The organism is Nostoc sp. FACHB-152 (genome assembly GCF_014697475.1).
Lineage (GTDB): Bacteria > Cyanobacteriota > Cyanobacteriia > Cyanobacteriales > Nostocaceae > Nostoc_B.
Genome location: NZ_JACJRV010000067.1, coordinates 1 through 25,536, shown reverse-complemented (window position 1 = coordinate 25,536; position 25,536 = coordinate 1). Strand labels below are relative to the sequence as shown.

At 41.2% G+C, this 25,536-nt stretch carries 23 protein-coding genes; 9 read left to right on the top strand and 14 right to left on the bottom strand.

The window, feature by feature from the left end:
- Positions 1 to 94 precede the first annotated feature (94 nt).
- Both H6G76_RS28245 and H6G76_RS28240 read right to left on the bottom strand, forming a co-directional pair.
- The gene (locus H6G76_RS28245; protein WP_313934847.1) at positions 95 to 2,041 is read right to left on the bottom strand and encodes a hypothetical protein; all 1,947 of its coding nucleotides are present in this window, start codon (positions 2,039 to 2,041) and stop codon (positions 95 to 97) included.
- Positions 2,042 to 2,488: 447 nt separating this feature from the next.
- Positions 2,489 to 3,790, bottom strand: coding sequence for a recombinase family protein (locus H6G76_RS28240; RefSeq protein ID WP_190708528.1), 1,302 nt, complete (start codon positions 3,788 to 3,790; stop codon positions 2,489 to 2,491).
- 271 nt (positions 3,791 to 4,061) lie between these two features.
- Between H6G76_RS28240 and H6G76_RS28235 the strand changes: the two genes are divergently transcribed.
- Positions 4,062 to 5,294, top strand: a complete 1,233-nt coding sequence (locus H6G76_RS28235; protein WP_199337563.1) for a polysaccharide pyruvyl transferase family protein — start codon at positions 4,062 to 4,064, stop codon at positions 5,292 to 5,294.
- A gap of 104 nt (positions 5,295 to 5,398) precedes the next feature.
- Here H6G76_RS28235 and H6G76_RS28230 read toward each other — a convergent pair whose 3' ends face one another.
- On the bottom strand, positions 5,399 to 5,758 hold the full coding sequence (locus tag H6G76_RS28230) for a VOC family protein (RefSeq protein WP_190708526.1): 360 nt from the start codon (positions 5,756 to 5,758) through the stop codon (positions 5,399 to 5,401).
- A gap of 572 nt (positions 5,759 to 6,330) precedes the next feature.
- Here H6G76_RS28230 and H6G76_RS28225 point away from each other — a divergent pair.
- On the top strand, positions 6,331 to 7,581 hold the full coding sequence (locus tag H6G76_RS28225) for a DUF4912 domain-containing protein (protein ID WP_190708524.1): 1,251 nt from the start codon (positions 6,331 to 6,333) through the stop codon (positions 7,579 to 7,581).
- A 266-nt stretch (positions 7,582 to 7,847) separates the two neighbouring features.
- Here H6G76_RS28225 and H6G76_RS28220 read toward each other — a convergent pair whose 3' ends face one another.
- Both H6G76_RS28220 and H6G76_RS28215 read right to left on the bottom strand, forming a co-directional pair.
- A complete protein-coding gene (locus tag H6G76_RS28220; protein WP_190708523.1) occupies positions 7,848 to 8,504 on the bottom strand; it encodes a DCL family protein in 657 nt (218 codons plus the stop codon).
- 87 nt (positions 8,505 to 8,591) lie between these two features.
- Positions 8,592 to 9,110 (bottom strand): hypothetical protein, encoded by a 519-nt coding sequence (locus H6G76_RS28215; protein WP_190708521.1) that lies wholly within the window; start codon positions 9,108 to 9,110, stop codon positions 8,592 to 8,594.
- Positions 9,111 to 9,318: 208 nt separating this feature from the next.
- Here H6G76_RS28215 and H6G76_RS28210 point away from each other — a divergent pair, with 208 nt between their 5' ends.
- The 4 genes from H6G76_RS28210 (at position 9,319) to H6G76_RS28195 (ending at position 12,286) form a co-directional block, all read left to right on the top strand.
- Entirely contained in the window at positions 9,319 to 10,245 is a 927-nt protein-coding gene (locus H6G76_RS28210) for a phosphodiester glycosidase family protein (RefSeq protein ID WP_190708519.1), read from the top strand.
- A 49-nt stretch (positions 10,246 to 10,294) separates the two neighbouring features.
- The gene (locus H6G76_RS28205; RefSeq protein ID WP_190708517.1) at positions 10,295 to 11,101 is read left to right on the top strand and encodes an Rpn family recombination-promoting nuclease/putative transposase; all 807 of its coding nucleotides are present in this window, start codon (positions 10,295 to 10,297) and stop codon (positions 11,099 to 11,101) included.
- A 44-nt stretch (positions 11,102 to 11,145) separates the two neighbouring features.
- Positions 11,146 to 11,721: a leucine zipper domain-containing protein gene (locus H6G76_RS28200; RefSeq protein ID WP_190708516.1), complete on the top strand. Its 576-nt coding sequence runs from the start codon at positions 11,146 to 11,148 to the stop codon at positions 11,719 to 11,721.
- Positions 11,722 to 11,908: 187 nt separating this feature from the next.
- Positions 11,909 to 12,286, top strand: a complete 378-nt coding sequence (locus tag H6G76_RS28195; protein WP_190708547.1) for a DUF2358 domain-containing protein — start codon at positions 11,909 to 11,911, stop codon at positions 12,284 to 12,286.
- Positions 12,287 to 12,440: 154 nt separating this feature from the next.
- Here the strand turns inward: H6G76_RS28195 and H6G76_RS28190 are convergent, their stop codons facing one another.
- Entirely contained in the window at positions 12,441 to 13,556 is a 1,116-nt protein-coding gene (locus H6G76_RS28190) for a metallophosphoesterase (protein ID WP_190708514.1), read from the bottom strand.
- A gap of 487 nt (positions 13,557 to 14,043) precedes the next feature.
- Between H6G76_RS28190 and trmB the strand changes: the two genes are divergently transcribed.
- Positions 14,044 to 14,685: a tRNA (guanosine(46)-N7)-methyltransferase TrmB gene (gene trmB / locus H6G76_RS28185; RefSeq protein WP_190708512.1), complete on the top strand. Its 642-nt coding sequence runs from the start codon at positions 14,044 to 14,046 to the stop codon at positions 14,683 to 14,685.
- A 255-nt stretch (positions 14,686 to 14,940) separates the two neighbouring features.
- Here the strand turns inward: trmB and H6G76_RS28180 are convergent, their stop codons facing one another.
- Complete coding sequence (locus H6G76_RS28180; protein WP_190708510.1) at positions 14,941 to 15,627, bottom strand: type 1 glutamine amidotransferase domain-containing protein; 687 nt, start codon at positions 15,625 to 15,627, stop codon at positions 14,941 to 14,943.
- 161 nt (positions 15,628 to 15,788) lie between these two features.
- On the opposite strand from H6G76_RS28180, the gene H6G76_RS28175 reads away from it, so the two are divergent.
- A complete protein-coding gene (locus H6G76_RS28175) occupies positions 15,789 to 16,481 on the top strand; it encodes a glutathione S-transferase family protein (RefSeq protein ID WP_190708508.1) in 693 nt (230 codons plus the stop codon).
- 49 nt (positions 16,482 to 16,530) lie between these two features.
- Here the strand turns inward: H6G76_RS28175 and H6G76_RS28170 are convergent, their stop codons facing one another.
- The 7 genes from H6G76_RS28170 to H6G76_RS28140 form a co-directional block, all read right to left on the bottom strand.
- On the bottom strand, positions 16,531 to 16,944 hold the full coding sequence (locus tag H6G76_RS28170; RefSeq protein ID WP_190708506.1) for a hypothetical protein: 414 nt from the start codon (positions 16,942 to 16,944) through the stop codon (positions 16,531 to 16,533).
- Between the two features lie 195 nt (positions 16,945 to 17,139).
- Complete coding sequence (locus H6G76_RS28165) at positions 17,140 to 17,850, bottom strand: hypothetical protein (RefSeq protein WP_190708504.1); 711 nt, start codon at positions 17,848 to 17,850, stop codon at positions 17,140 to 17,142.
- Positions 17,851 to 17,884: 34 nt separating this feature from the next.
- On the bottom strand, positions 17,885 to 19,351 hold the full coding sequence (locus H6G76_RS28160) for a cytochrome c (RefSeq protein WP_190708502.1): 1,467 nt from the start codon (positions 19,349 to 19,351) through the stop codon (positions 17,885 to 17,887).
- Between the two features lie 19 nt (positions 19,352 to 19,370).
- The gene (locus H6G76_RS28155; protein WP_190708500.1) at positions 19,371 to 20,792 is read right to left on the bottom strand and encodes an NADH:flavin oxidoreductase; all 1,422 of its coding nucleotides are present in this window, start codon (positions 20,790 to 20,792) and stop codon (positions 19,371 to 19,373) included.
- Positions 20,793 to 20,795: 3 nt separating this feature from the next.
- Complete coding sequence (locus tag H6G76_RS28150) at positions 20,796 to 21,713, bottom strand: hypothetical protein (protein ID WP_190708497.1); 918 nt, start codon at positions 21,711 to 21,713, stop codon at positions 20,796 to 20,798.
- A gap of 19 nt (positions 21,714 to 21,732) precedes the next feature.
- Complete coding sequence (locus H6G76_RS28145; protein ID WP_190708495.1) at positions 21,733 to 23,487, bottom strand: peroxidase family protein; 1,755 nt, start codon at positions 23,485 to 23,487, stop codon at positions 21,733 to 21,735.
- Between the two features lie 142 nt (positions 23,488 to 23,629).
- Entirely contained in the window at positions 23,630 to 23,770 is a 141-nt protein-coding gene (locus H6G76_RS28140; RefSeq protein WP_190708493.1) for a hypothetical protein, read from the bottom strand.
- A 793-nt stretch (positions 23,771 to 24,563) separates the two neighbouring features.
- Here H6G76_RS28140 and H6G76_RS28135 point away from each other — a divergent pair.
- Entirely contained in the window at positions 24,564 to 25,364 is an 801-nt protein-coding gene (locus tag H6G76_RS28135; RefSeq protein WP_190708491.1) for an RMD1 family protein, read from the top strand.
- The last annotated feature ends 172 nt before the right edge of the window (positions 25,365 to 25,536 follow it).

Below are 25,536 nucleotides of genomic sequence, written 5' to 3'. Positions count from 1 at the left end.
CCCCGACTTTTTATCGAAGCCGGGGTTTGGGTTTTTTATCTAAGTTTTAGGATTGCTATAGTCAATAGTTTATAGTGACTATTAACCTTCTTAATTAGAACTCACCAGGTTTATCATCAAGTGCCAGTAAGAAATTAATCAGGTCTGTTTGTTGTTTAGGATTAAATCCAGCTTGACAGTCTACATAAAATTCATGACCTGTACCATCAAGGTTACTACTTACTAAATCTGCGTCAGCTTTGTTAGCTTTGATGACTTTAGCACGAAGTTTGCGATCGACTAAAGCCCTTAAGCTGCTGGCAGCATCGGCTGGGATGCTTTGGCGCAGAGTCCCAGGCAATCCTAACCCAGTCGAATCAACAACAGTGAAATCGCCGTTAGAGTCAAATTTTAAACTACCAGCCCGTACTGCTACACCACCATCATGTAAATAGGGTGGGTTTAAATAAAGGCCACGTAAGGGAGTAGTTTTGTAACCACCATTTGGTAGTTGATTCGTGGGGTTATCAGAAATGCCTGGGGTTGGGACATCCAACACTTCTGCATCGGCTGGTATGGGAACAGGATTATTGAAACTGTATAGTTTAGGAGGCACTAAGAATTTCGCTAGTGCCAAGCGAGACTGGGCGCGGGCGGGATTAGTACCAATTTCCTCAACTGGGTGAACTTTGTTATCAGTGAAGAAGGGGGGAATATGGCAAGTTGCACAATTAGCCTTTTCAAACACTTTCGCCCCACGTTTGACTGAATTATTATTCAGTGCCTGCCAGTTTTCAGGAGTCTTGTTAGCAGGTGGTACTAAGCTATTTTGAAAAGCAGACATGGCGTTATTAGCAAACATGAACTTGCCACTGGCATTATCTAAAGGATTGCCAGTTGGGGGACTAAAAATTAATCCATTAGCTGTTAACAAGTTGGGTTTCAAATCTGGATAGTTACCTACACCAGGAGCAACAACTTGATCTTGTAACTCTGCTCGACTAGCATCCGGTGCAATTGTCCGCAACCATACTGAGGGTTTAACACCTTCTGGTATACGAAGTCTTTCGTCCGCAGCATTTTGAAGAGCCGTACCAAGATATACTTCTGGGTCAATATTCAGAGTTTTGGCAATTAGTTCGTATGATGCAAGGATGTTTGTTTCTGAAGAGTGTACAGCACTGTTGAAAGCACTCAATCCTGCAAACGGGCCAACGGCCGCTTCTCCAGAGGCAGTGTAAGGAGCAGTTTTAAAGGTGAAATTGTTAGGAATTTGAGTGGTATTTTTTATTCCATCTGTGGAACTTTCAAAATTACCAAAAGGTAATTGCCATAAAATATCATCAAAAGCCTTCTCAAACTTTTCAGGGTCGGGCAATTTTACTAAATTACCTTTACTGTCAATAATAGTTTTGCCATTACCTTGGTATTTAGGATCTAAGGGATTGAGTTTGGTGCGTGAGAACGCAGCAGATGAATTTGGTGCTAAACCTAGAAATATGGGAAAAGCTATTTCACCATTTGCTACACCAGGAAGACGTTTACCTTCTTTGGAAAGACTCGCATGGCAAAATGCACAGGTACTTTGCCCATTTGCTGTCGTTCCTATGGGAACAGTTGATCCTTTTTCTACCTTTAAGCCTGTATTTATGGATGTACCTTTTCGTAACATCCGACTACCTATAGGGACATCTTTCTGTAAGGTAATTTTTAAGTTATTGCTTGGCTGACCCTGCAAATTAATAATTGCGGCGGTAATTTCATCCAAAAGAATGGCTGAACCTTGTCCAAGACCAAACACACCTTGCAAGCCAAATAAATCGCCTACAGGTCGATTGAAAAATATATCTTCCCCTTGGGCAATCAATTCTTTAGTAATATGAACTGCACCTATTTTTTCATAAGAAATAGGGTCTTGAGGATCAAGTCCTTTACTTGCAACCAGTTGTGATGCTTCTTGAGGACTGAGGAGTTTACCGAAATAATCGTAGTAGCCTACTGGTTGAGTTGGTGCTGCTTGTAGTGGGTCAATCTTTGCGAAAGCTGGCTGGCTTGTTATCAAAAAATTTGATAATACAATACCAACAATAGTAGTAATAAAAATGCACACTAATAAGAAAATCTTAGCTTTGAACGCAGATAGCCATCTACTTACACTATATTTGGTTTTTTTTTTCATTGAGCCGACTGTTACTCAAAAACTCTAAGTAGATATACCACACATTACATAGTTATCAGGACACTAAAAATTTTTTTATATTCTTTCAATATAAAAAAATTTTGTGTAATTCCGTTCCGTATATATGTTATGTTTTTATAAATTTGTAAATTCTATTAAATTAATATTTAAATAAGTTACTAATTTTAACTATTTTTATCTGACTAGCAGACAGCTTTTGGTATGTTGTAAAATCTGCCTATATCTGACGGCTCAAACTTATAATTATGATCATGATTATTTAAAATTTATTTGATGATTTTTGTTTGTTAATTGATTTTTAAAAAGTTCCTAAAAAATAAAAACGACTCGCAAATCCCATTCTTTATCTTGGCGAATCATTTCAATTTGGCGAATAAATTCTCTTAGATAAAAGCGTCTTTCTGTCTCTGATAAATCTAACCAAAATTGCGGAATCGAAACAGCTTGCGCCACAGAACGCAGATTTACTGGCGGAAGTGTCGCTAACTTTGCTTGTAATGTCGAGATTTCTGTACGAATTTTGTAAGCTCTTAATTTTGCTGTTTCTGCATCTAAAATGCCAGTTTCAATTAAAGTAGGTAATTGAGCCAAAATTTCTTGTTGACGAGCGATCGCATCTCCTAAACTATTCTTGAATGCATCCAACTGGGGCGAGTTGATCCCCGCAACGGCTAACGGTAACTCACGACAGACCTTTTCAATCGTACATTCCAAAACTTCTTGATAAGAAATCGCGCGACACTTAGGGCTGTGAGGACAGCTAATCGGACGTAAATACAAATACTCTTTATTTTGATAACGGCGAGTCACACGGGTAACTGTCATATGTGACTGACATTCGCCGCACACAACTAACCCAGCCAAAGAACGCGGCGCACTTGCAGTTCGAGATGGTAAGCGGCTATTACGGCGTAAAAGTCGGTCAATTTGGGCGGCTTCTTCTCTCGAAATAATCGGCGTATGAGTATCGGAGATAATTTCACCATTGAGATAAGCTGTATCCCCCCGATAAATAGGGTTAGTCAACCAGCGTCGCCCAGTTGTCACAGAAATTTTTTTCGCATATTTTTTCGCTAAGTGACGTACTGCGCCCCGCAAGGAACCATAGAGTAAAAAGTTGTCAAAAAATTCTTTCACAACTGGGGAAGTACTACGGTCAATGATGTATTTTCCTTGACCTCTGCGATAGCCGTAAGGTGCTTTTCCTGGTGGCGGTGCTGCTTCTAAACGATTGCGGGCGTGTCCTTGGCGGATGCGGCGGCTACGTTGTTGATATTGAATTTCTTGGACTAATCTCAGCAACTCAGCCCGGAAATTTGACTGTTCTGATGTATACGACTGCTCAATAGCAATTACCGCTACTCCTAAAGCTTCTAATTGGGTTAAGCGATCGCTTACTTCTTTGACAGTATCACCCAATTCTTCTAAACGCCGCACAACTAGACATTCTACAGGTTGGTTTTGGCAGTCTGTAAGTAATTGTTGTAATTGCGATCGCATCTCTGGGTTGCCTAAATCTTGATAAACCCGTTCCACCTCCCATCCCCAATCAATATCTTCGGGAACAGTTTCCAGCAAAGGGTCACAATAAATGTAGGCAATAATTTTCATTTGTCAATTGTGATTATCCTTCGTCTATCTCTGTTTGAGACAGTACAATATTTGAGAGAATCCCAGCAGCATTTGAAAGCTGTGTGGCTTAATGTACTACTCGAATTACTGCAATACAAAGCAAAACCACCAAGTGAAACAGTATCAGTAGAGCGAAAACTTTTGAAATTGAATTAAATAACTAGGGTCTCAGTCGTTGTTGTGAGGAATTTCTATCTTAGCAACAAGCGATCGCGGTCAAGCAGATTTATTTCCAAAGGAGAAATATGTTGTGAATCGTCGAATTTTTCTTGCCAATTTGCTTTGCACACTCGGAATGGTATGTTGCACCGACACACCCAGCAAACCTATGCACAACACATCCAGAAAACCTATCCACATCCTACTACGCTCGTCTTGGCAGACGGTCAACATCGGTGATATCGCTCACACTCCAGGTATGCTCGCATTGCTCGAAAAACAATTTCCGAATGCGGAAGTTACGCTTTGGCCGAATCTCCTTTCTGCGACAGTGGAGAATATACTCAAGACCCGCTTCCCAAAACTGAAGATTGCCAAGACTAAAAATGAGCAGCAGGCGGCGTTGGAGAACTGTGATTTCTTTCTGCACGGCTCCGGCCCAGGACTGGTGGGCTGGGCGGAGGCTAAGTTAGCCCAAGAAGCCAAAAAGCCCTATGGCTTCGCTGGTATCACTCTGCTTGACGAGGAGTTAAACAAATACCGTGACCTGCTGGCCGGTGCAAAGTTCATATTCACCCGCGAAACCGACTCTCTGACTGCTCTATGCAAAGCGGGAATTTCAGGGCCAAAAATCGGGTTTGGCCCGGATGCGACCTTCGCCCTAGATATCCGTGACGATGTGGCTGCTGACAAGTTGCTGAAGGAGTACGACCTGAAGGAAGGTAGCTTCTTGTGTGCTGTGCCGCGACTAAGGTGGACACCGTACTGGGAAATCTACCCGGAGACAGAGAAACCGAACCCGCCGAAAAGTGCGATCAATGAAGCATTTGCATATCCCGATCACGCCAAACTACGGGAAGCAATCATTGCGTGGGTGACAGAGACTGGTATGCGGGTGTTTCTCGTACCGGAGATGACCTACCAAGTGCCACGCCTCAAGCCTCTGCTGTACGACCCGTTGCCTAACGATATCAAGCCGAGTGTTGCGGTTTTAGATCGCTACTGGCTGACCGCCGAAGCGGCGAGCGTGTATGCTAAGGCTGCCGCAGTCGTCAGTTTTGAAATGCACTCACCGATTATGGCGGTGGCGGCGGCTACTCCCGCCGTACACCTCCGACAACCGACGGACACGCGCAAGGGGCAGATGTGGCGCGACATCGGGCTGGAAAACTGGCTGTTTGAGATTGATAACAGCACCGGAGAAGAAATCGCCACGCGAGTTGTCGAGATTGGTAAGAATCTGTCACTCGCCTGCCAGATAGCGCAAAATGCCAGAGACGTAGCCCGTCGGCGAATGGCGGAAATGGTTGCCGCGATCTGCTAAACACATCGGGCATTGAGCGGAACTGGTGCTGTTTTTACTCAGAGGCTTGGATGATCTCTGCACCCCTGCTCCCTTGCACCCCTGCCCCTCTGCTCCCTATCAAGTCACTGCTGACTCATCTCTATCACATTCCCATCGGGATCGTGAGTAAAAATAGCGGGGCGACCGGAGGCGCTGGCTTGAAGAGGATAATTGTGACTGAGTAATTCTTGTTTAGCTTGCTCTAAATCAGCCACCGCAAAAGCAATGTGAGGGTTGCGCCCCCATTTTTCGTTTTGGTTATCGGTAGGAACAGTTGATGAAACTATCAGGTGAAGTTGATAGTTGCCAATTTGATACCATACACCAGGATATTTCAGGGATCGGTCGATTTTTGTTAATCCCAACACTTGCCCATAAAAGTGTTCGGAGCGTTCTAAGTTGGTAACGAGAATAGCACTATGAAGGCTCTGGGTAATCTGCATGGTTTCTCAAATGCGTAGACGCAAAGCGGCTTGTCGTAAGACATCGCTTTTATTTAAATTTTGACGTATTTGCAGCACAACTAGCCGATCGCTTGCGTGCTTTAGGCATAAATCCAGACGAAATTTAAACAAGCGATCGCCATCAAAAACACCCCAGCCCTGACTTGATCGGGCTTACACAGCCTTATCAACCCTAATGTCACAATTTCATGACATTAGGGTTGGCTCACTGAATCCTAATGTCATGAAAACATAACAATGTGATCCCGAAAAACCTATTAAGTTCGTGAAACCCTGAAAAAAGCGACCTTAGACCCCTTGATCAATAGGTAGGTTTACTGGTTAGTATTTACTTAACAAAGCGACTCCTCCGATCCCGAAAAATGCTTATCTAAGTATTTAAGGAAATTAAAAGGGAGCAACCCTCATTTTAAAAGCCAATTAAAAAACTTTAAAACTGGGCAAAACCAGGAGTCAGGAATAAAAAATTCATCTGGGATAGATGGCACTTTATTAAGCATCCTTTAACCCGGAGAAATAATTTACTTTTCAAGCTACTGGAGGCCAACTTAATGGCGAAAGAACGCCCACCGCTAGAGGAGATGACATTACGGCAACTAAGAAAAGTTGCCAGTGAATATAGCGTCTCCCGCTATAGCCGAATGCGTAAATCACAACTGCTGGCGGCCATTCAAGAGGTGCAGCGCAGCAAAGTTTCACTTAGCCCATCTCGTTCACTGGAGGCACAGGAAACCGTGGAAGCAGCAAAATTTGAACTGGGTCAAGAAGACCGTACTGGTGGCTCTCTGGCTGATGTTGATGAAGGACTTGGAGATCTGCCAGGAGGATATGGTGAAAGTCGGATTGTACTTTTACCCCGCGATCCCCAATGGGCTTACACTTACTGGGATATTCCCAATGACCATAAAGAAGAACTGCGCCGACAAGGTGGACAGCAATTAGCACTGCGAATTTATGATGTCACCGACATCAGTCTTGAGTATCAAAGCCCCCACAGCATTCAAGAATATCCAGTTGATGAGCTTGCTAGAGAATGGTACATACCAATTCCTGTGAGCGATCGCGATTATGTCATCGATATCGGTTATCGTACACCCGACGGACGTTGGTTAATATTGGCTCGTGCTGCCCAAGTACACATTCCTCCTGTGTACCCATCAGACTGGATTGAAGATGTCTTCATCAAAGTTGAATTTGAAGAAGACTTGCGTGGTAAGACTCTGTACGAACTCGTCCCACCTGCGAAGAAACTCGCAACAGCCGCAGCCGGATTCAATGGCGGCAACCCCATCTATGACCAAATCTTTGGTTTGGCTGAGTCCGCCGAAGCACAACGGGTTGCAGGTTCTCTGTTTGGTTCCATGCAGCACATACCTGGTTCTGTGAGTCCCGAACAAGCTATCAGTTCCTACGTCTTCCCATCTGGCGTAGGTATGTGGGCAGTTCCCACCACCTCTGGTTTAACCATGTCCGGTGTAGGAATGTCTGGTGTAGGCTTCTCAGGTTCCGCCCCACCAATTCGTCCTCGTCAGTTCTGGTTAATTGCCGATGCTGAATTGATTGTCTACGGTGCAACAGAACCCGACGCTACCGTAACCATTGGCGGACGTGAAATTAAACTCAATCCCGATGGTACATTCCGCTTCCAGATGTCCTTCCAAGATGGTTTAATTGACTATCCAATTGTGGCAGTTGCTGCTGATGGTGAGCAAACACGCTCAATTCACATGAAATTCAATCGTGAAACACCATCTCGCAACACCAATACTAAAGAAGAAGCCGTTCCCGAATGGTTTTTCTAAATTACCGATGATTGCGGATTTTAGCTCATCCCGATTGGAATATTGAATTATTAGCCGCTATAGAAAGACTATAGCGGCTTTGTCTTGCAAAACAACTCTGGCAGGGCTTCTGGGTTGGCTGTCCTAACTGTTTAAGACAGCTTTAAGACAAATCAAGCTAGTTAAGAATAATGGTTCAATTCATATTAAGTTGAATTATGTCGATAAGTGATATGCTTTCAACTCAATCCCAGAGGCTCACTTATGTAACGAACAGGTGAAAATTATTAAGATTCCTCTTTACGCTTTCTAGTTAGATTATGCTTTTTGCACAGTAATCTTAATACCGCGTGTTGTTGGTGATATTGCTGCCAAGATTTTTGATATTCACTATCTTTTTCACAAAACCGTTTACTTAAATAAGTTCCTGTAGCATCCTCAAACTCTTTAGGGATATCAGTCCTATTTTTCTCAAAATCATTGATAAGAGTGCTAAATAATGGCTGGTCGTGATCTACTTGTAAGCCCTGGCTAGCTCCGCAAATCTCACAGACCTGCTTAGAGTTCGTTTGTACAAATCGGTATTCCCAAGTTTGATTTACAACAGCTTCTCTATAAGCTGATTCTCTCCGTTTGACTATTAATCTGTCTAGGTTATATTTACACTTTTGGTAACTGAAGTCATCTATAGTACCATCCTCTCTAACAACCCAGAAGCAGTTGTAGTCTGTACGCTGTCGTGACGGTTTAACTTCAATCTGCTTTACTCCTGTACCTATCTTATTATTAGCATCAGGATGTAATAGTAATAAATCAAATACTAAGGCTAACTCTTGACCCTCTAAAACTCTTTGACTCTTGTCAAGTAATAATCTAATATACTCATCACGTTCGTCTAGGGTTTTAAAGTAGATACCGCCAAGCTCCGAGGGTTTTTTCACCATGTTAATCAAGTTAACTCTGTGACCTCTAGAGTACCCAAATAAGTATAGTAGGCTAACTTATAACTATAATTTATTACCTTTGGTTAATCAGTCTACACTACACTTATTAGAGTCAAATATCGTCGGTTGGGCTGACTTTGCGATCGCCTCTGTCCCCATTGCAACATAGGGGTAAATAGATAACAGTCTATTTAGTTCCTGTATACTTTCAGTGGGTAAAACTTGCACCAATTCAGCATACTCAGTACTTTGAAATTCTGGCTGGGTTTTCCACAGGTACAGGTTTCTATTCTCAAAGATTTTTACTACTTCCTCTCGGTTAGTAACCATTACATAAGCCCAGGTATTGCTAGTAGTTTTAAACTGGTGAATAATCGCCCCAGCTACAATACCAACTGTATATACCTTACACTGGCTACCGTCAAAGGATTCTTCATCTGGCTGGTCTAGCGGTTCATCTACTTGAATTTGGGCTTGTTCCTGTGTGTGCGGCGTAGGTGGAGCAATTATGATTGAAACAAATAAGAAAAGTATAAATACCAATCCCCCTATAGCAGCTGCTTTTTTAGGGTGTTTCTCAACAAAGATTAGTAGGATTTCTAGCATAAAGTATCTAATGTTACAACTTTAGTCTAGTCTTGGCATTAGCTAAGGTCAAGTATACCCTGATAAATAAGCTATTATTAATTCAAAATAAATATCGTTACTTAGATAAGCCAATAACACTGATGAAACCCCGTAAGTTAATGTTTTTGGGAGCTTAAACGTTTTAGACGCTATAGTCTTTCTATAGTGGTTTTTTAATATCCTCATTATGATTATTAAAAAAATATTTTTATTATCTATATTAATTGCTGCTGCAAGTTTTTTATCAGCTTGTAGCAAAGATACTGCAAACTCAGCCACAAAAGCATCTAAAACTTGCCCAGGAAATAATCCCCAATTTAGTATTGAATTTTTTAAAACTAATAATCAAGGAAAAAAATACGACAAGGGAATCAACCATGTAATTATTTTTAATCCTAAATCACCGCAGTTAGATTTTAAAGTTAACGTTGGTTTATCTCACAGAATTTATGCTAAAGATAAACAGGGAAAGTTCGTAAAAAATTATGTAGTCAAGCAGTTTAATCAACTGATTACTGAAGAAAATTCTAAATTAAATGGACAAAGAGCGATCGCAGCCATTAACGCTGACTATATAGGCACAGATAATAAACCACAAGGCTTAAATATTTCTCGTGGAGTAGAGTATTCAGGAGCATTTAAAAATAAGCGTTCTTCCTTTGGTATTTCAGGAGGAAAACCCCAAGAAAGAAAAGCGACAATCCAAGCAGGAAGAAGACCTAGTAATATTCTTAATTACAATTTAGTGGGTGGTAATGGTAGATTTTATCGGCAAGGACAGTTTAAAGATATCTGTCAAGCTTTGGGAGAATTTGCCTGTAAGCAAGCGACAAATCGCTCAATGGTAGCTACCACTAGTAAGGGTTACGTCATTTTATTAGTTAATGACATCAAAGCTAATTCAATTATCGAACCTTCGCAAATAAATCAAGAGTTATTTCCAGATAAGTTTGATGATGTTTTAGAAGGCATTGCCCGCAATAACTGTTTAGGCAATATTCAAGAGGGAATGTTATTTGATGGCGGTGCATCTCCAGGGTTATATTATAATCAGAAAACTTATTTAGAGAATGGTGGGCCTATTGGTTCAGTTTTTTTGATCTATAAAAAATAAATCTAGCTACATTTTATTTTGAACAACATAAATAAATTTGTAACTGTGAATGAAAACAGACACTATTTTTTACAGCATATTTCAGTCATTTCCTAGCATCTTTTTTGAACTGATTAACCAGTCTCCAGAGGATGCAGCAGGTTATGAATTTACATCTTGTGAAGTAAAACAACTAGCTTTGCGTTTAGATGGTTTGTTTTTACCAAAAAAAAACGACCCAGACAAGCCATTTTATATAGTTGAAATTCAGTTCCAGCCTGATGAAAATTTGTATTACCGTATATTTGCTGAACTCTTTATCTACTTAAGGCAATACAAACCTCCTCATCCCTGGCAAGTTGTAGTGATTTATCCGAATCGTACTGTTGAAAGGGAACAAGTTTTACACTTTAGTAATATCCTTACTCTCAATGGAGTCAGACGCATATATTTAGATGAATTAGGAGAAAATGCAGAAGCTTCTATTAGTGTCGGTATTGTTAAGCTAGTTATTGAAGATGCTGAAACAGCACCAACATTAGCAAAACGTTTAATCGCACAAGCAAATCAGCAACTAACCGAGATAAATACTAAACTTGACCTTATAAATTTAATTGAGGCAATTATTGTCTACAAATTACCACAAAAGAGCCGCGAGGAGATTGAAGCAATGTTAGGATTAAATGACTTAAAACAAAGTAAAGTTTATCAGGAAGCATTAGAAGAAGGTAAGCTGCAAGGTTTGGAAGAGGGCAAGTATCGAGCCAAGTTAGAAGCTATACCTCGGATGATCCAGTTTGGATTGGGCTTAGAAGCAATAGCGCAATTATTAGATCTACCCGTGGAAGTAGTTCAACAAGCAACACGGCAATCTTGATACCTGAAAGCGTTACCCTAGATGCTAAAGCTCAAATTTAGACTATGACACCTGAAGAAATTGCGGGAACGCTGACGGAATTATTTGGTACAGAAAGTGTAGCTGCGATCGCACCTGGTTCGTGGCAAGTAGACTCAGCTAGTTTTCGGCTGTTAGTGCTGCTATCAGAAGACCAAACTTGGCTGCGAATTCTACTCCCATTAATGCCAGTACAAGAAGCTGAAGCGTTTTTAGCACAGTTTTTAGAAGCTAACTTTGATGAAACCCAAGAAGTTCGCTACGCCACCTATGACGGTGTAGTGTGGGGAGTATACCAACATAATAGCGGTACTTTAATCAGCGCAGATTTTGCCAATGCGATCGCTAGACTTGTGACTTTACACAAAGCAGGCTTAAATGATGTCTTCAATCGCCTCATCGAGAACCGCGTCCGACAAATTGTTGTAGCAGCAAAACAACAAGGACAATCTCTGCAAGCCACTATGCAAAACTTAGATAGATTTTATGCTGAAGGATTGATGGGTGAAATAGACCAAACTTCAGAGGCTAGAGAACAAGTCTTAGCTGCTTGGCAATATCAATTAGAACGCCTTTGGAATGAAATAGATGTTAAAAGTTAGAGGTTAGAGTTTAGGTTTTAATTCCTGTAATTAGGAAGTGTTGCAAAAAATTTGTCTTTGGTTTGAACATTTATCTATAGATATAGCAAACTGTGTAAAAGATCCAAACAAATCTGTTGCCTATTGCCTATTGCCTGCCTCCACGACTAGTTTGTAAATTAAGTAGGATTGCATACCTCTGTTGATGATGGATATTATTCAAATCTTGAAAGAAGATTATCAAAGATTTCCAGTAAATCAAACTTACACTATTTACGCTGAAAATGTTTATTTCCAAGACCCATTGAATAAATTTAAAGGCGTAGAACGTTACAAGCAGATGATTAAATTCATCCAAACTTGGTTTATTAATCCCAAGATGGACTTGCATGACATTAAACCTTTAGGAGATATCATCAAAACTGAATGGACACTCAGTTGGAATACTCCCTTACCTTGGAAACCACGCATTTCGATTTCCGGCTGGAGTGAATTAAAACTCAATGCTGATGGTTTAATTGTTTCCCATATTGATTATTGGCATTGTTCACCTCTAAATGTAGTTAAACAGCATTTTTTTCAATGAAATCCTTCTCCTAATATCATCTCCGGCTAATCAGTTGTGATTCGATATAGTTGAGCAGACACGAGAAAACCCTCTCCCCTGCGGCCTTCATGATAAGTCTTTAACCGGACACGATATCACAGGGACGCTGCGCGAAAGCAGTCGCCCTGCTTTCCTATTCCTCAATTTTTTCCAACAGCAGAGTGCTGTTATTATCAATTAAGTTAGGTGTACCACCTTGAGCGATCGCACCGTAAGCTTGAATATAACGGCGGATTTTTTGAGGAAATTGGGGATAATCAAAAAGAGCGTCTCCATTGGCAATAGTCGCCCAAAAGTCACGCAGACTTGGTGCTATTTCTTGAGCTTGCGCTGTTGGTAAGTTGAATGGTGGATGAGTCAAAAATTTCATTAAGAAAGGTAAAGAGCGATCGCCCATCCATTGTTTTGATAACTGTTGTAAGTCGGGAAAATCTGGTACAGACTCCACTCGATGCGATAGAACTTGCAACCATTCCCTACCATAATCATCTTGGCGAAACTCAAAAACTCGATAAGGATGAGGATAACTAACTAAAGAGCCAGTGGTAATATCATAAACACCAGCCGCGCAAGCAATATCCTGAACGTGCAAATGACCTGTAAATACTAGCTTCACCCCATACTGGCGTAGCACTGTTAACAGTTCGGGTGCATTCTCTAACATATAGCGATGACCCATTGGATGATGCGACTGCTGCGGTATATGCTCAACTACATTGTGATGTATCATTACCAGCACTAACTCATCCTTTGCTGCTGCTAGTACCTCTTCTAACCAACTTAGCTGTTGGCTATCCAAACGTCCTAACTGCTGACCTTGTTCATTAAAAGAATTAGAATTTAGACCAATCAGCCGCACTCCAGGTAAGATTTGGTGAGTGTAGTAAATTTGCTCAGGGTTTTCATAGCCAAATTTGCGGTAATAATAAGGAAAATCAGCAAAACTAATCGATTGCTGATTTGCTATGACCACAGGAACGTCATGATTACCCGGAACTACATAAACAGGAAAAGGTAACTGTGATAAACGTTCTTGTAACCAAAGATGATTTTCTGGTTCACCGTGCTGAGTTAAGTCACCCGGAAGCAATAAAAAATCTAAATCAAGTTGTGTTAAATGTTCTATTACGCTTTCAAACGCAGGAATACTAACTTCTACCAAATGAAAACGACTGGGATGATCCCAGATTGTATGAGGAAGCGCAATGTGTAAGTCACTGACCACCGCAAAGCGAAAATTGAGAACCATTGTACAGACAATTTAAAAATAGAGGTTAAAAAAAGCCTTTTCCACAAAGTATAACCTTTGCGTTGTCAACTCTGCTGAAAGCAGCTTACTTAATATTTCTACACATTGATACTAGCACGATGAAAAATAGATAATAATCTAGTTTTCAGGAGGAAAAACTAATAATTTCCTAAAAGTCTAATACTATTGATAGATGAATTTATCCAATGTAATTATGCTTTTTTATTAGTGCTGTCTGCTAATGCCAATGATAACTTTCCCCTCTTTTTAAGGGGAGAATCAAGGAGATTTGGCGAAATATTTAATACTTCTCAGATATCCTCTAATTGCCTTCTTTGCTGTTGCCTATTGCCTATTGCCTATTGCCTGAATACACCAGTATTTTCAGTCATCAAACCGGATTATTATATAATTCAATTTGAGATTAATTAAATACTCAACCTTTTCTCAAAACCACACTGTTTACTGTATACAAGGAGTCTTTACATTGGCTGCTGTTAGAGTCCGCCAACACGTTAACCCACTTGCCCAAAAATATAGAACGCCAGCTAATCCTATAGAATGGGAAAAGGTTTATGAAAAATCAGACCAACCATTACACTTAGATATTGGGTGTGCTAAAGGAAGGTTTGTATTAAATATGGCACAGGTAGAACCTAATTGGAATTTTCTAGGGTTAGAAATTCGGGAACCTTTGGTAGTGGAGGCGAACCAAATACGTTCTGAGTTAGGTTTAACAAACCTGCATTATTTATATTGCAATGCTAATAACTCTTTGCAACCTCTGTTATCTTCTCTACCTTCGGGAATTTTACAGCGCGTTACTATTCAATTTCCCGATCCGTGGTTTAAAACTCGCCATGCTAAACGGCGAGTAGTACAACCAGAATTAGTTGCCCAATTAGCTAAGTATTTAGCAGTTGGTGGGGTTGTATTTCTGCAATCAGATATGGAGTTTGTCGCCGTGGAAATGTGCGATCGCTTTGCTGAAAACCCCGCTTTTACTTCAGTTGGTACAGGAGAGTGGTTAACCGAAAATCCTTTACCAGTACCCACAGAACGCGAACTAGCTACCCAAAACAAAGGTGAACCAATTTATCGTGCTTTGTTTGTTAGACAACAGTTGTAGCATTATAGGAGGCAACAGGCAACAGGCAACAGGGAATAGGTTTAAAAGTCTTTTAATGTCCATGTTTTATGATTAGTGCCTGTCCTAACCTTTACTTCGACTGCTATAAAATTGACGCAGTGACATCATATCAGTGATTGACACTCACGCAGAAATCCAGAGAGTTTCACGAGTGTAAGTAGGTCGGTGTAATTGAAAGATAACTAGTAAAGGTTGTCATTGGTCATTGGTCAGATGTAAGCGTTTGTTTACGAATCATCTCTCTGATAGAGATTCGACTAATGCTTTGGCAACGGCTTTAGCAGATTGAGGGTTTTGTCCGGTGATGACGCGATCGCTCACTTCGACATGGGGAATAAACGGTAGTATCCCTCTTTTATAGATAGCACCTTGGTTTTTCAGCTCGTCTTCTAAAAGATAGGGAACAGCTTTGACCAAACGAATCAACTTTTCCTCCAGGTTGGCAAACCCTGTAACTGTTTTTCCGTCTAGCAAAGAGCGTCCATTGGCCAGCTTAATGTTCAGCAGTCCAGCAGAACCATGACACACGGCTGAAACAAAGCCACCTTGTTCATAGATTTGGGCTGCTACCTGTGCCAACCTTTCATTATTTGGAAAATCCCACATTGCCCCATGTCCACCTGCATAGTAAATGGCAATGTAATCTTCTGGGTTAACGGCTTCAATGGGAATTGTGTTATTCAGTTGAGCTTGAAGGCTTTCGTCTTCCCAAAATTGCCGATTATCTTTATCTCGTAAATCATAACTTCTTTGATCGAGTGGCGGTTGACTTCCCTTAGGGCTGGTAAAGTCAATTTCAAAACCTGCTTCCGCAAGAATGTGGTAGAAATGTGTTACCTCTCCCAGCCAGTAGCCTGTTTCCTTGCCATTATTCAAAGTGTTATGGCTGGTGATGACAATCAGAACTTTTTTATCTTTCATTGGTATTTAAAACTAAATAATTGAGTTTTTTAGTTAGGCAAGCATTATTTATCTAAAATCGATATATGCAATAAAAAATAGCAATTGTATGAATAATAAATAGTATAAAATGCTGGCATAAATAGGCTGAGATTCCGTAGCAATTATTTAAGGTAATTACCATGTCCAGAATAGTTCTGCACCAATGGGAAATATCTCCCTTTTGTCGCAAAGTACGTAAAATTCTGCAATATAAACAGTTAGATTATGTCATTAAGAATTACAACGGTTTGTTAGCGTTAAAAGTCTCTAAGTTGTCTAAAGCAGCAAAGTTGCCAGTTTTAGAATACGAAGGAGAATGGATTCAAGATAGTTCAGATATTGCGGAATTTATTGAACGTCGCCATCCGCAACCTGCGCTGTTTCCATCTGAGCCTCAACAGCAGGCTCAAGCTTTGCTGTGGGAAGATTGGGCTGATGAATCATTGTACTGGTATGAAGTTTATTTTCGCTTTATGGATCAGCGAGCATTGCAGTTATCCATTCCTATATTGTGTGCAGATCGTCCTCGATATGAAGCATGGGTTATTGGTAGTTTAGCTCCTATGATTTATCGGCAACAACTTCGGGCGCAGGGAATAGGTAGATTATCCCGCGATCGCGTTGAAGCAAAATTCTTTCAGCACTTAGACCGAATTGAAGTAGTATTAAGCCAGCAACCCTGGCTGGCTAGTCACGAATTGACAATTGCAGACATTGCGGTTGCTGCTCAACTCGAAGAAATCATCCGCACAAGCCCACTCAAAAATCGAATTTTGGCTTATCCAAAATTGGCAGATTGGCTAACTCGAATAAATTATCGGAATTCGGTTTGATTAACAATACCGTTGCCAAAATAAGAGTATGAAGAGGTAGGGCTTTCCTTCATGCTAACTGCTCAACAGTGTCAGCATTTTTCAGTACCAGCCAAAGTAAAATCCCGTTAAATATGGCGTATACACAATCGAGAATACCAAATATTAGGAATGAAGGTGTCTGCCCCTCAACAAAAACCAGCCACAACCAATAACTCCCGATAGTCATTCGCACTAACACCGCAAATTTAGCGTTCCAGCTGTACCGTATAGGATCGCGACCTCCAGCAACGTACAAAATGGAAATGAAAAACAGCAGTAAGCCCGCTTGTCGCATCCAAATTACCGAGCCTCCACCACCGGGCAAGTTGAAAAAATCTAGATACCATTGCGGTGTAAAAATAAACGGTAGTGCCATCCCGAAAATATTAATCAGCACACCAATGAAAGTAACTATGTTAAATATTTTGACGAATTTGTTCATGAGAAAAACCTTTGATTTAAATAAACTTGAGTATCACTCATAAATTTGAAAAAATCTCTGCGTAACTCTGTCTTGAAAAGTTTGCTCAACGGGGGGAACCCCCGCACGCAACTTTTCGCTGCGCTTTCCCCTGCGCCCCTCGGCGTTGAAAAACATTAAATCTGTACCTCACTTAACTGGGAATCGCTATACTTTTTAAGTTGGATTGGGAAGTTGAGCAGTTTGCGAGTTTTGAAACTCAATTGATGGAAACTGCTGCATAGCCTCCTTAGCCCATTCTGGATGAGATTTTAATAGCTCAGGTATGTCATTTAGTTGACTTAAAGCCTGCTGAGATTGGGGAATGATTATATATCGATAAAAGTTTTTTTCCAGCCAAGACAATTCATAAACATCTTCCAATTTATTGAGAAGATAGTTGGCAGTAAATCTGGGGTCATTCGCACTACTACGTAGGAAATTAATGTAACCTTGTAAATCAAACGTGGGAGCCGAACCTGTGAGTATGATTTTAGATTCTCCATTACTCGCAGAGGAGAATTGAGCATTGTGGCAAGCTGCACAGTTAAGGCTGACTCTGGGAAACCCAATTGTCTGTTTGCTAAGTCCAACAGGTACTTCCTCACCTGGTTCCCAATCCATTTTTAAAGAAACATACCCTCCTGGCCCTGGCAATTTTTTAGGAAAGAGCCGTGGAAGTACCAGCCAAATCCAATAGGGTACACTATCTAGCTGTTCTGACCCAATTGTTCCATAGTTAAATTGCTGTTCAACAGAGGCGTAAGTAGTAGGAACTTTCCGAGACAGATGAAACCAACTCAAGTACCAAACTGATCCGACAAGAAGAATAAGAATTAATCCCACAATAGTGACCAGTCTGCCTATTTTTCCTTTTGTACTAGTCATAAATCTTTCGTTTCTTGATCAGGAATTATCCGCATTAGAGTTTTTTCAAGTACTCAACTAAAGCATTCTTGTCTTCTACAGAGAGTTGGGTTCCATATATATGTCCTGTGTTAGTGTTACCAGGAAGTTGTGTATCAAACTTAAAGTATTTTTTATCACCTTCCTGAGCAACATTAGACACAAAGCCAACGTTCTGCTGATCAAACAAGTCATTGCCACGATAGAATACTTTGGGTCGATTTTCTGGTGTTTCCAGCAAATCTCGCAGTGTGGGAACAGAACCATTATGCAAGTAAGGCCCTCTCAACCAAATGCCATCAAGCGGCATATTGGCATAACCGTTAGTTTTGCGGAAATGCTTAAATCGTTCTGGGTATCCTGCAAATAAGGTGTTCTGGTTAGCCAGCAGTTCGTCGGTGTAGGAATTCAGGCGGTGCGGGTCAGTGCCAATTTCGTTGATGGGAGTAACTTTTCCAACGCGATCGCCTCCAAAAGCATGACAACTGGCACAGGAGTTTTCAAAGATTGGCTGACCTTTCGCTGCTAAATCGGCGTTGATTTCGTAAGGATAAGCTGGAGGTGGTAGTTCCCACAGCCAATCAGCTACCCGTTTTAATCCGGCACGATCTACTGTTGTTGGGGTAATTCCAGCACCCAGGCCTGCACTGAGATTGCGCTCGTCTACAGAGGTATTATCTCCATCCCAGTGCAGCTGAAGTCCTTCGCGCGGCTTCTGATTCCAAACGGAGGGAAAGTCAGCTGTCCCAATCAGTTCTTTCTCTGGTAACTGATCCATTGGAAAATTGAACTGAAGGGTTTTATAGGGATTGAATGTATCTACTCTTCCCGGCCCCCATTGCGGTTGGCGATTTAAGAATGACAAGCGATCGCTCTGAACACTCAAAGCATCCCGCGTCATCGGAATAGCAACGTAGCGATAAATTAACTTTTGAATTGGGTTGAGATGTCCACCAATTGCTTCAATCTGCGGTAACATCTCATCTGGGACAAATCGAGAATCTTGGGCAACCTTGCTCAAAAACTGAATATAACCCTGTAAGTTGACTACGTTTGCTGGCATAGCTGTGATTACCTGATGCGGGCTGTCAGGCTTTTCGCGCAAGGTTCCAGTATGGCAAACGGCACAGTTCAACCCGACGCGATTCACAAATACCCGCCGTTGCGAGAAGCCAACAGGTAACTCCTTTCCCTGTTCATAGATAAAACCCAGCGATGCATAGCCGCCTTTACCCTTTTCCGGTAGGTATTCTGGAAACATCTGTGGCAGAACTTTCCAGATCCAATAGGGAATACCCCGTGCAGGTTCGCTACCAATAGAACCGTATTTGAAATGGTCGTTAATATCGGAGTATTTGACGGGATTGTTGCTAATTAGCGGCACCAGCACCGCGATCGCCACTGCCAATAAAATGCTGATAATTAATACCCAAAGCTTTTTGAAGCCTTTAGTCGGTAGCGTTGGGGTGCTTTGTACGCTCATCCATTTTTCCTCTCATTGCTCAGTGAAACGGTGCTGGTTGAAATACCGTCAGCACTTCTTTGACCATAGCTTCGCGATCGCCACTGTAACGGCGATCGTCATAGCAACCCAAAGGATTTTCTAAGACATTTAATAAACACTTATTACAATAGGTGCAGGGACTAGCAGGAACATCTTTCCCGGCTGCAAATTGCTTCACCAAATTGTTATTTGCCACTAATGGACGCGCGATACTTACCGCATCACACAAGCCTTCTTTGATGGCTTGATTAATGTAAGAAGCTTGTTGAAAACCACCAGTGCAAATTACTGGAATGTTCACCTGCTTTTTAATTTCTCCAGCATGACTGAGACTAATGCCTTGATATTGGTGCAGTAGTGCCTGCATATCTTGAGTTGAGATAAATTCCCGGAAAGATGGGTCTAAATCGGCATCTGTAATTTGTTTTTCGGTGACTGGGTGTTGTCTTTGTTTGGGTTTGAGCCGATTCCACAGAAATGTAAAAATGGGCTGTAGCAAACGATAACGGAACAGCAGGTAATTACGGAAGGTATAAATCCCGCTAGACAGCATAATATCGTACCAGCGTTTGGCTTCCTCTAAGGGAAAGTCACCGATAGGATTCAAGGGATGAGGAAAAATGCTACCAGTAGAGACATGAATTGCATCGGCTCCTGCGGCTTCCACCCATTTACAGACCTGGATTGACTCTTCTAATGTATTTCCTGGTTTCTCCCAAGGAATCACCGCATTGTTATATTCCACCGCACTGATTTTCGCTTGGACATGAAAATCATTTCCTACTTCCTGGCGGATAGCCCCAATTACCTCTAATAAAAAGCGGGCGCGATTTTCTAAACTACCACCATACTCATCTTGACGGTCATTAATTCCGGAACTGAGAAATTGTGTAAATAGATAGCCATTAGCACTATGCAGTTCCACACCATCTAGTCCGGCTGTACGAGCGCGCCGAGCAGCCGCAGCAAATGCAGCGATAGTTTCTTTAATTTCTGTCTTAGTCATAGATTGACAAAGCAACCCATGAAAAGACTCTGTGTGACTGGTGGAACTGAGAGCTTTTTTGTTGAGATTCTCAATTCCGGAAATATCCTGCTGACGACCAGAATGGCTGAGTTGCATGATCAGTTTGCAATCATACTTATGCACCTTGTTACCCACTTCTCGCCAGAAGGGAATGCGTGCATCGCTGTCAATGGTGGCATAGTTAGGAATAATTCGACCGCGAATCGTTACCGGCACAAAAGATGTAATGATTGCACCAACACCGCCACGGGCAAATTTCTCTTCCCAATTAATCCGGGCTTGATTTCCCGAACCGTCGTAATTGTCAAATCTGCCAGAAATATTCGAGCGAAAAATTCGATTTTTAACTGTTAAGTTGCGAAACAGTAGCGGTTCAAAAAGATTATCAGCCATAGGTTATTTACCAAAACGCTGGTGTCTAAAAAAGAGGCGACTGTCACCATAAGACGAGGCGATAAATTCAGAGGTTGTTTTAATCTGTCCAATAAATTGAGCGTTATGACGCTGTTCAGACTGTGGCGTTTTATTGTCAGCCTGATTAGAATCAATGGCGTAGACAGAAAATAAAACTGTTCCGGGTGTGATTGTTGCTAAGTCATTGCGAAAATCGCGCCCTGGACTTTCTGAAAACTGCACCGTTTGACTCGGAACTAGAAATAGCTGAGTGGGATAGACAGGATGAGTCACGCTTCGACCTTGTTGATCGATTTCCCCTAATCTTTTTAACGATATCTTTGTGGGATACCTAGTTACTCTCATAAAGATGAGATTGATCAATTTTGGGCCAATTTGCCTCACAACCGGAACAATGTTGGAGAACTCATTAGCAAAGAAGTTGTAGTTTTTTCCTTGACCTGTTAAGGAAACAAGTGCCGAAAAATCTTCGGAAGCAGTGCTATCAATCAACCATTTGATAGCCAGACCTGGAGCAAAGCCGCGATCGCTAGGATCACCTGTAACTGATAATCTTAGTAAACCGTAATCGGCTCCTTTAAATAATCCTGTATATGGAGTGTTATCTGCGGGAATAAATTGAATCTTGGCTACACTCGCATGAGCATGAATTGCTTTTTTCCAGTTTGGCGGAGCCGCATCAGATGCATAGTCCATTTTGGCTCTCAAAGGAGTCAGAAATAGACCGATAACATCAATTTTTTTCAAAGAGGGCAGTTGTTCATACTGAGATTTCTCAATCCGTTCATTCCAGAGAAATTCCTGCTTCTGCTTTGCACTCCAGGATAGATAATCAGTCGGTAGTGAATTAGGATTCTCAGACTTAACCTGAGAATCATACTCTTTTTCTAAGCTTTTCATATGTTGAAGCAAAACTCATTTAATTAAACAAGTGTCCCCAAGGAGCAAAAGCATTGCTCAGACCCGTATGAGCAAGAGACAATTGGGGGAAGTGGCGACACAAAACTGTCAACATAGTATTGTTATCAATCCAATCTAGACCGAATTGGGTATATACTTCTGCGCGATAATCTTTGGTGAAGAAGCGATCGCTTTTTAAGCGTCGTGATGCCATAAGAATAAATACCCTAAAGGCCGTATCGCTGAAGCCAAATCCTTCGGGTAAATCTTCTGCAAACATCCCGACCATCAAATCAACACTCTCGATGTCGTTGTTGTAGACTTCTCGCAGTTCCTTAACCCATGTTGCGTTACTGGTAATCTCTTCAAAAGACTTGACTCGACCACGACCAATCAGTTCCCGGAAACGATTATAGCGAGGAACTCCGCGTTCGCGATCGCGTATAATATCAACTGCTGCTAGGTCAAATACTTCTCCGTTATCCCTTACAAGCTGCTGTAAGAAGCGTGGATAATTGTGCAAGGTAATTGCACCTGGATGAGCAATTCCGAGGGAATAGAATAAATCTGTCATGGGAATAGCTTCAACAACCGCCCTTGTGCGTTTTCCAGATGCTTCAAAGAAATCTTTCTTCATCAGCAGTTTGCCAGTTTTAAGTTCATAGAACTCAAACTCATCAGGAATCAAGGGGTGCAACCGATAAACAGATACAAACTCTTCAGTTAAATAGTAGGGTGCGGTATGGTGATCCGTTGGTGACCCAATAATTCCGCTCAAAAGTTCGCTCTCGCCAATCCGACCAAACACTCTTTTTACGTGCTGTCCTAGTAATCCATACCAGTTGGCATTCATCGCCACTTGTAGGGCAGGATGGGCAAGGATACCTGGTGTCCATTCTACGGTGTGAATTTTTGCCATTAAGGCAGCATTAATTAACCGTGCATGGTCGTAAAGCTGATTATCAGTCCAATCAGGATATCGTTGCTTTAGTTCATCGCAGAGAGTGTTATGTTCCTTAACAAACAGAGTATGCAGCAAACTCAACCCGACCCACCAATTATCATTAGAACCTGTTTGGTCAACGCCTTTTTCTAGGTCTAAAGGTAACAGTCCATCATCACCAATAGTTAACTTTCCGTCTATATGAGAACGTAGTTTATCGGCAGATTTTTCATCATAGCCATAGATTTGTGAGCCATCCCACCAATGAGTTGAATCACTAATAAATGTTGGTGGGCCAGATTTATCTCCTTCAGGACGAGAAGGATCTGGTTCTGTTTGGTCTATAGCCAAAGGACGATACTCTTGAGGCCAAGGATCGCCCTCTTCTAAGGGAATTTCTAATTTCTTTGTGGAATTGTGTTTATGTACAAACCAATCATGGTTTTGGAACTGAATCCATGCAGCTGCCAAAATATTGAGTGTAGTTGCAGGGATAAACTTATCTCGCGTCATCAAAGCCCGACTGACTGTGCGCGGGTTTGGCTTCATCAAATTCTTTTCGTCTGGGTAAGCCTCTTTCAACGGCACATTGCGCCCAAAGCGAGTTCCAATCATCCCCATTTCTGGATGCTCAAGGTCGTTGAAACTACCATCAAATGTACGGGTAGTGAGATGCCGTCCTTGAGGATCTGGCACAGGTTTAGGCAATTTGTCTTTGTCTGGTAATTGCGATGTATCGTGCAAATTATTTTGCCGCAGGCTGTCACGGAATTGACTTAAGCGAAGAAGTGCCAAAATAAGGATTTGTCGATGCCAGGGGGCTTTGGACATTGTTGAAACTCCACTTATTTTTAATTGTGAATAAGTACAGATAGCTAGAAATTACTTCTCAGTACTACTAAGTAAGTCGGGTAGTAGGACTAGATGGCTATAATTCCGTCTTCTCAGAACTGGATTTGTAATAGGTAGGTAGTCAGCGAGTCACCAATATTTGCTCCCAACCACCGCCCGCCAAACTAAGAACGGTGAGTAGTATGTAAATTTCATAGCTTAATAATTGAGCCGTGTCATCCCTTACATAGGTAAGTAGCGTTTTTTCTTCACTGAGTTCCATCTAATCAATGAAAAATTCAGCAAAAAAATTTTCCTTATTTTCAACTTTCAGCAACTTTTTGACACTTGACAGCAGAAAAATTTGAGTATTTTTAATTTTTAAAGAATTTCATATTTCGATATGTTACAAAATTACGTTTAAAACTTGTCAATTCTTCATTCGTGGCAGCTTTCAATCATTTACTTAAAAACAATTGAAATATTAATTAAATTTAATTTGGAAGAATTTTCAGTTTAATTCCGCAATATTTTTTATCTTTTTTTAAGGTTAGGAAATTAACTAATAACTATAAAGTTACTTTCCTCCACTTACTTGTTAAAGTATGGCTGAGTAAACAAGCTAGTGTGTTATTTATTAAAAAATATTTACATAAAAATTTGCTCAATAAGTGGCTGAACACTTCTCAAGCGATCGCCTTATCTATAATAACTGCTTTGTTTCAATTGATGTGTTTAATTTCTCTAAACGCTTCCAGATAAATTGCCTTAATTCATCTAACTTAGCAAAGCCTTCCCAGCCATAGGTCTTTTATTTTCCTCCCAGAATCACTAAATTGGATTAACTTGTGGTGTATTTAGAGGTTTAAATTTAACATGAGTTCGGGTTAAATATAAGCAGGGAAAAGCCATTCCAATTGAAGGCTAGGTTTCTTAGGTTGAGAATGCCAGCGCATTTATTGGCAGTGGTGAAGGGGTTGATTGATTAGCTGAGATTGTGGTAATCTCCACCAATACTGGAGCAATTGCGCTGCCACCACTATAGATTAATAGGCAAAACATAGCATAGGGCAACAATGCATAAACTCCTTTTTAGTAATATAGATAGCTTTAAAGCACAAGCCCTATTTCTCGGTAAGAAGATTGATCTACTGAAATTACAAAATTATGATTGCTTGGCAACTATGCCCGTAATGGTGAAAGTAGGTGAGTGCGGTTGTGCTGTACTGCTGGGCTATGGTGTAGTTGTTCTGTTTAACCTTGAACCCGTAGAAAAGGCAGACTTTTTGAGTCAGCTATCTTCTCAAGTTCAAGACTCATTCAGTAATCCTGAGACAGAAGAAGTGGAAGTTCATCTCAACATTGTCGAGAGTGAGCGAGTCAAGGAAGGAAAAATTTTTCTGCGTGAATTGAGTGTAGAACGCTTGCAGATTGTGGCTGATGTTCTCGCCAAAAGTGTTGTGCTGTCGCATTATGAAATTAGTATAGCGGCAGTATTCGATCAAATTGAACCGTTTGCAGCTAGTCTCCAGCGTGAAAACAGAAGTAGAAGGCAGAGTCGGGAATTACTGCGTCAACTTGGGACGACGTTGTTAGTTCAACATAAAATAGTCGGTCGAGTCGAAATTATCGATAAGCCAGAGTTACTCTGGGAATCCCCACAGTTAGAAAACTTATATCTGCGCTTGGAGGATGAATACGAAATCCGTGAGCGTCACCATGCCTTGGAACGCAAACTAGAGCTAATTTCTCAAACCGCACAAACTGTCCTGGAGTTCATGCAGCATACTAGTAGCCAGCGAGTAGAGTGGTATGTAGTGATTTTGATTGTGGTGGAAATTTTGCTGTCACTGTACGATATTATTTTCAAACGCTGAAAACCATAGACTTGTCAACCTTTATCTGGCTGGGATTAGAGGCAATTGTCGCCCCTGGAAGTGTTTTTGAGCTTAAGGGGCTACAAAAAGGGCTAGAATGCAGACAGAATAAGTCTCATAGCTCTTTGACCTTGTTGGTAGAAAGGACGCTTATTAGGACTTAATGTCAATA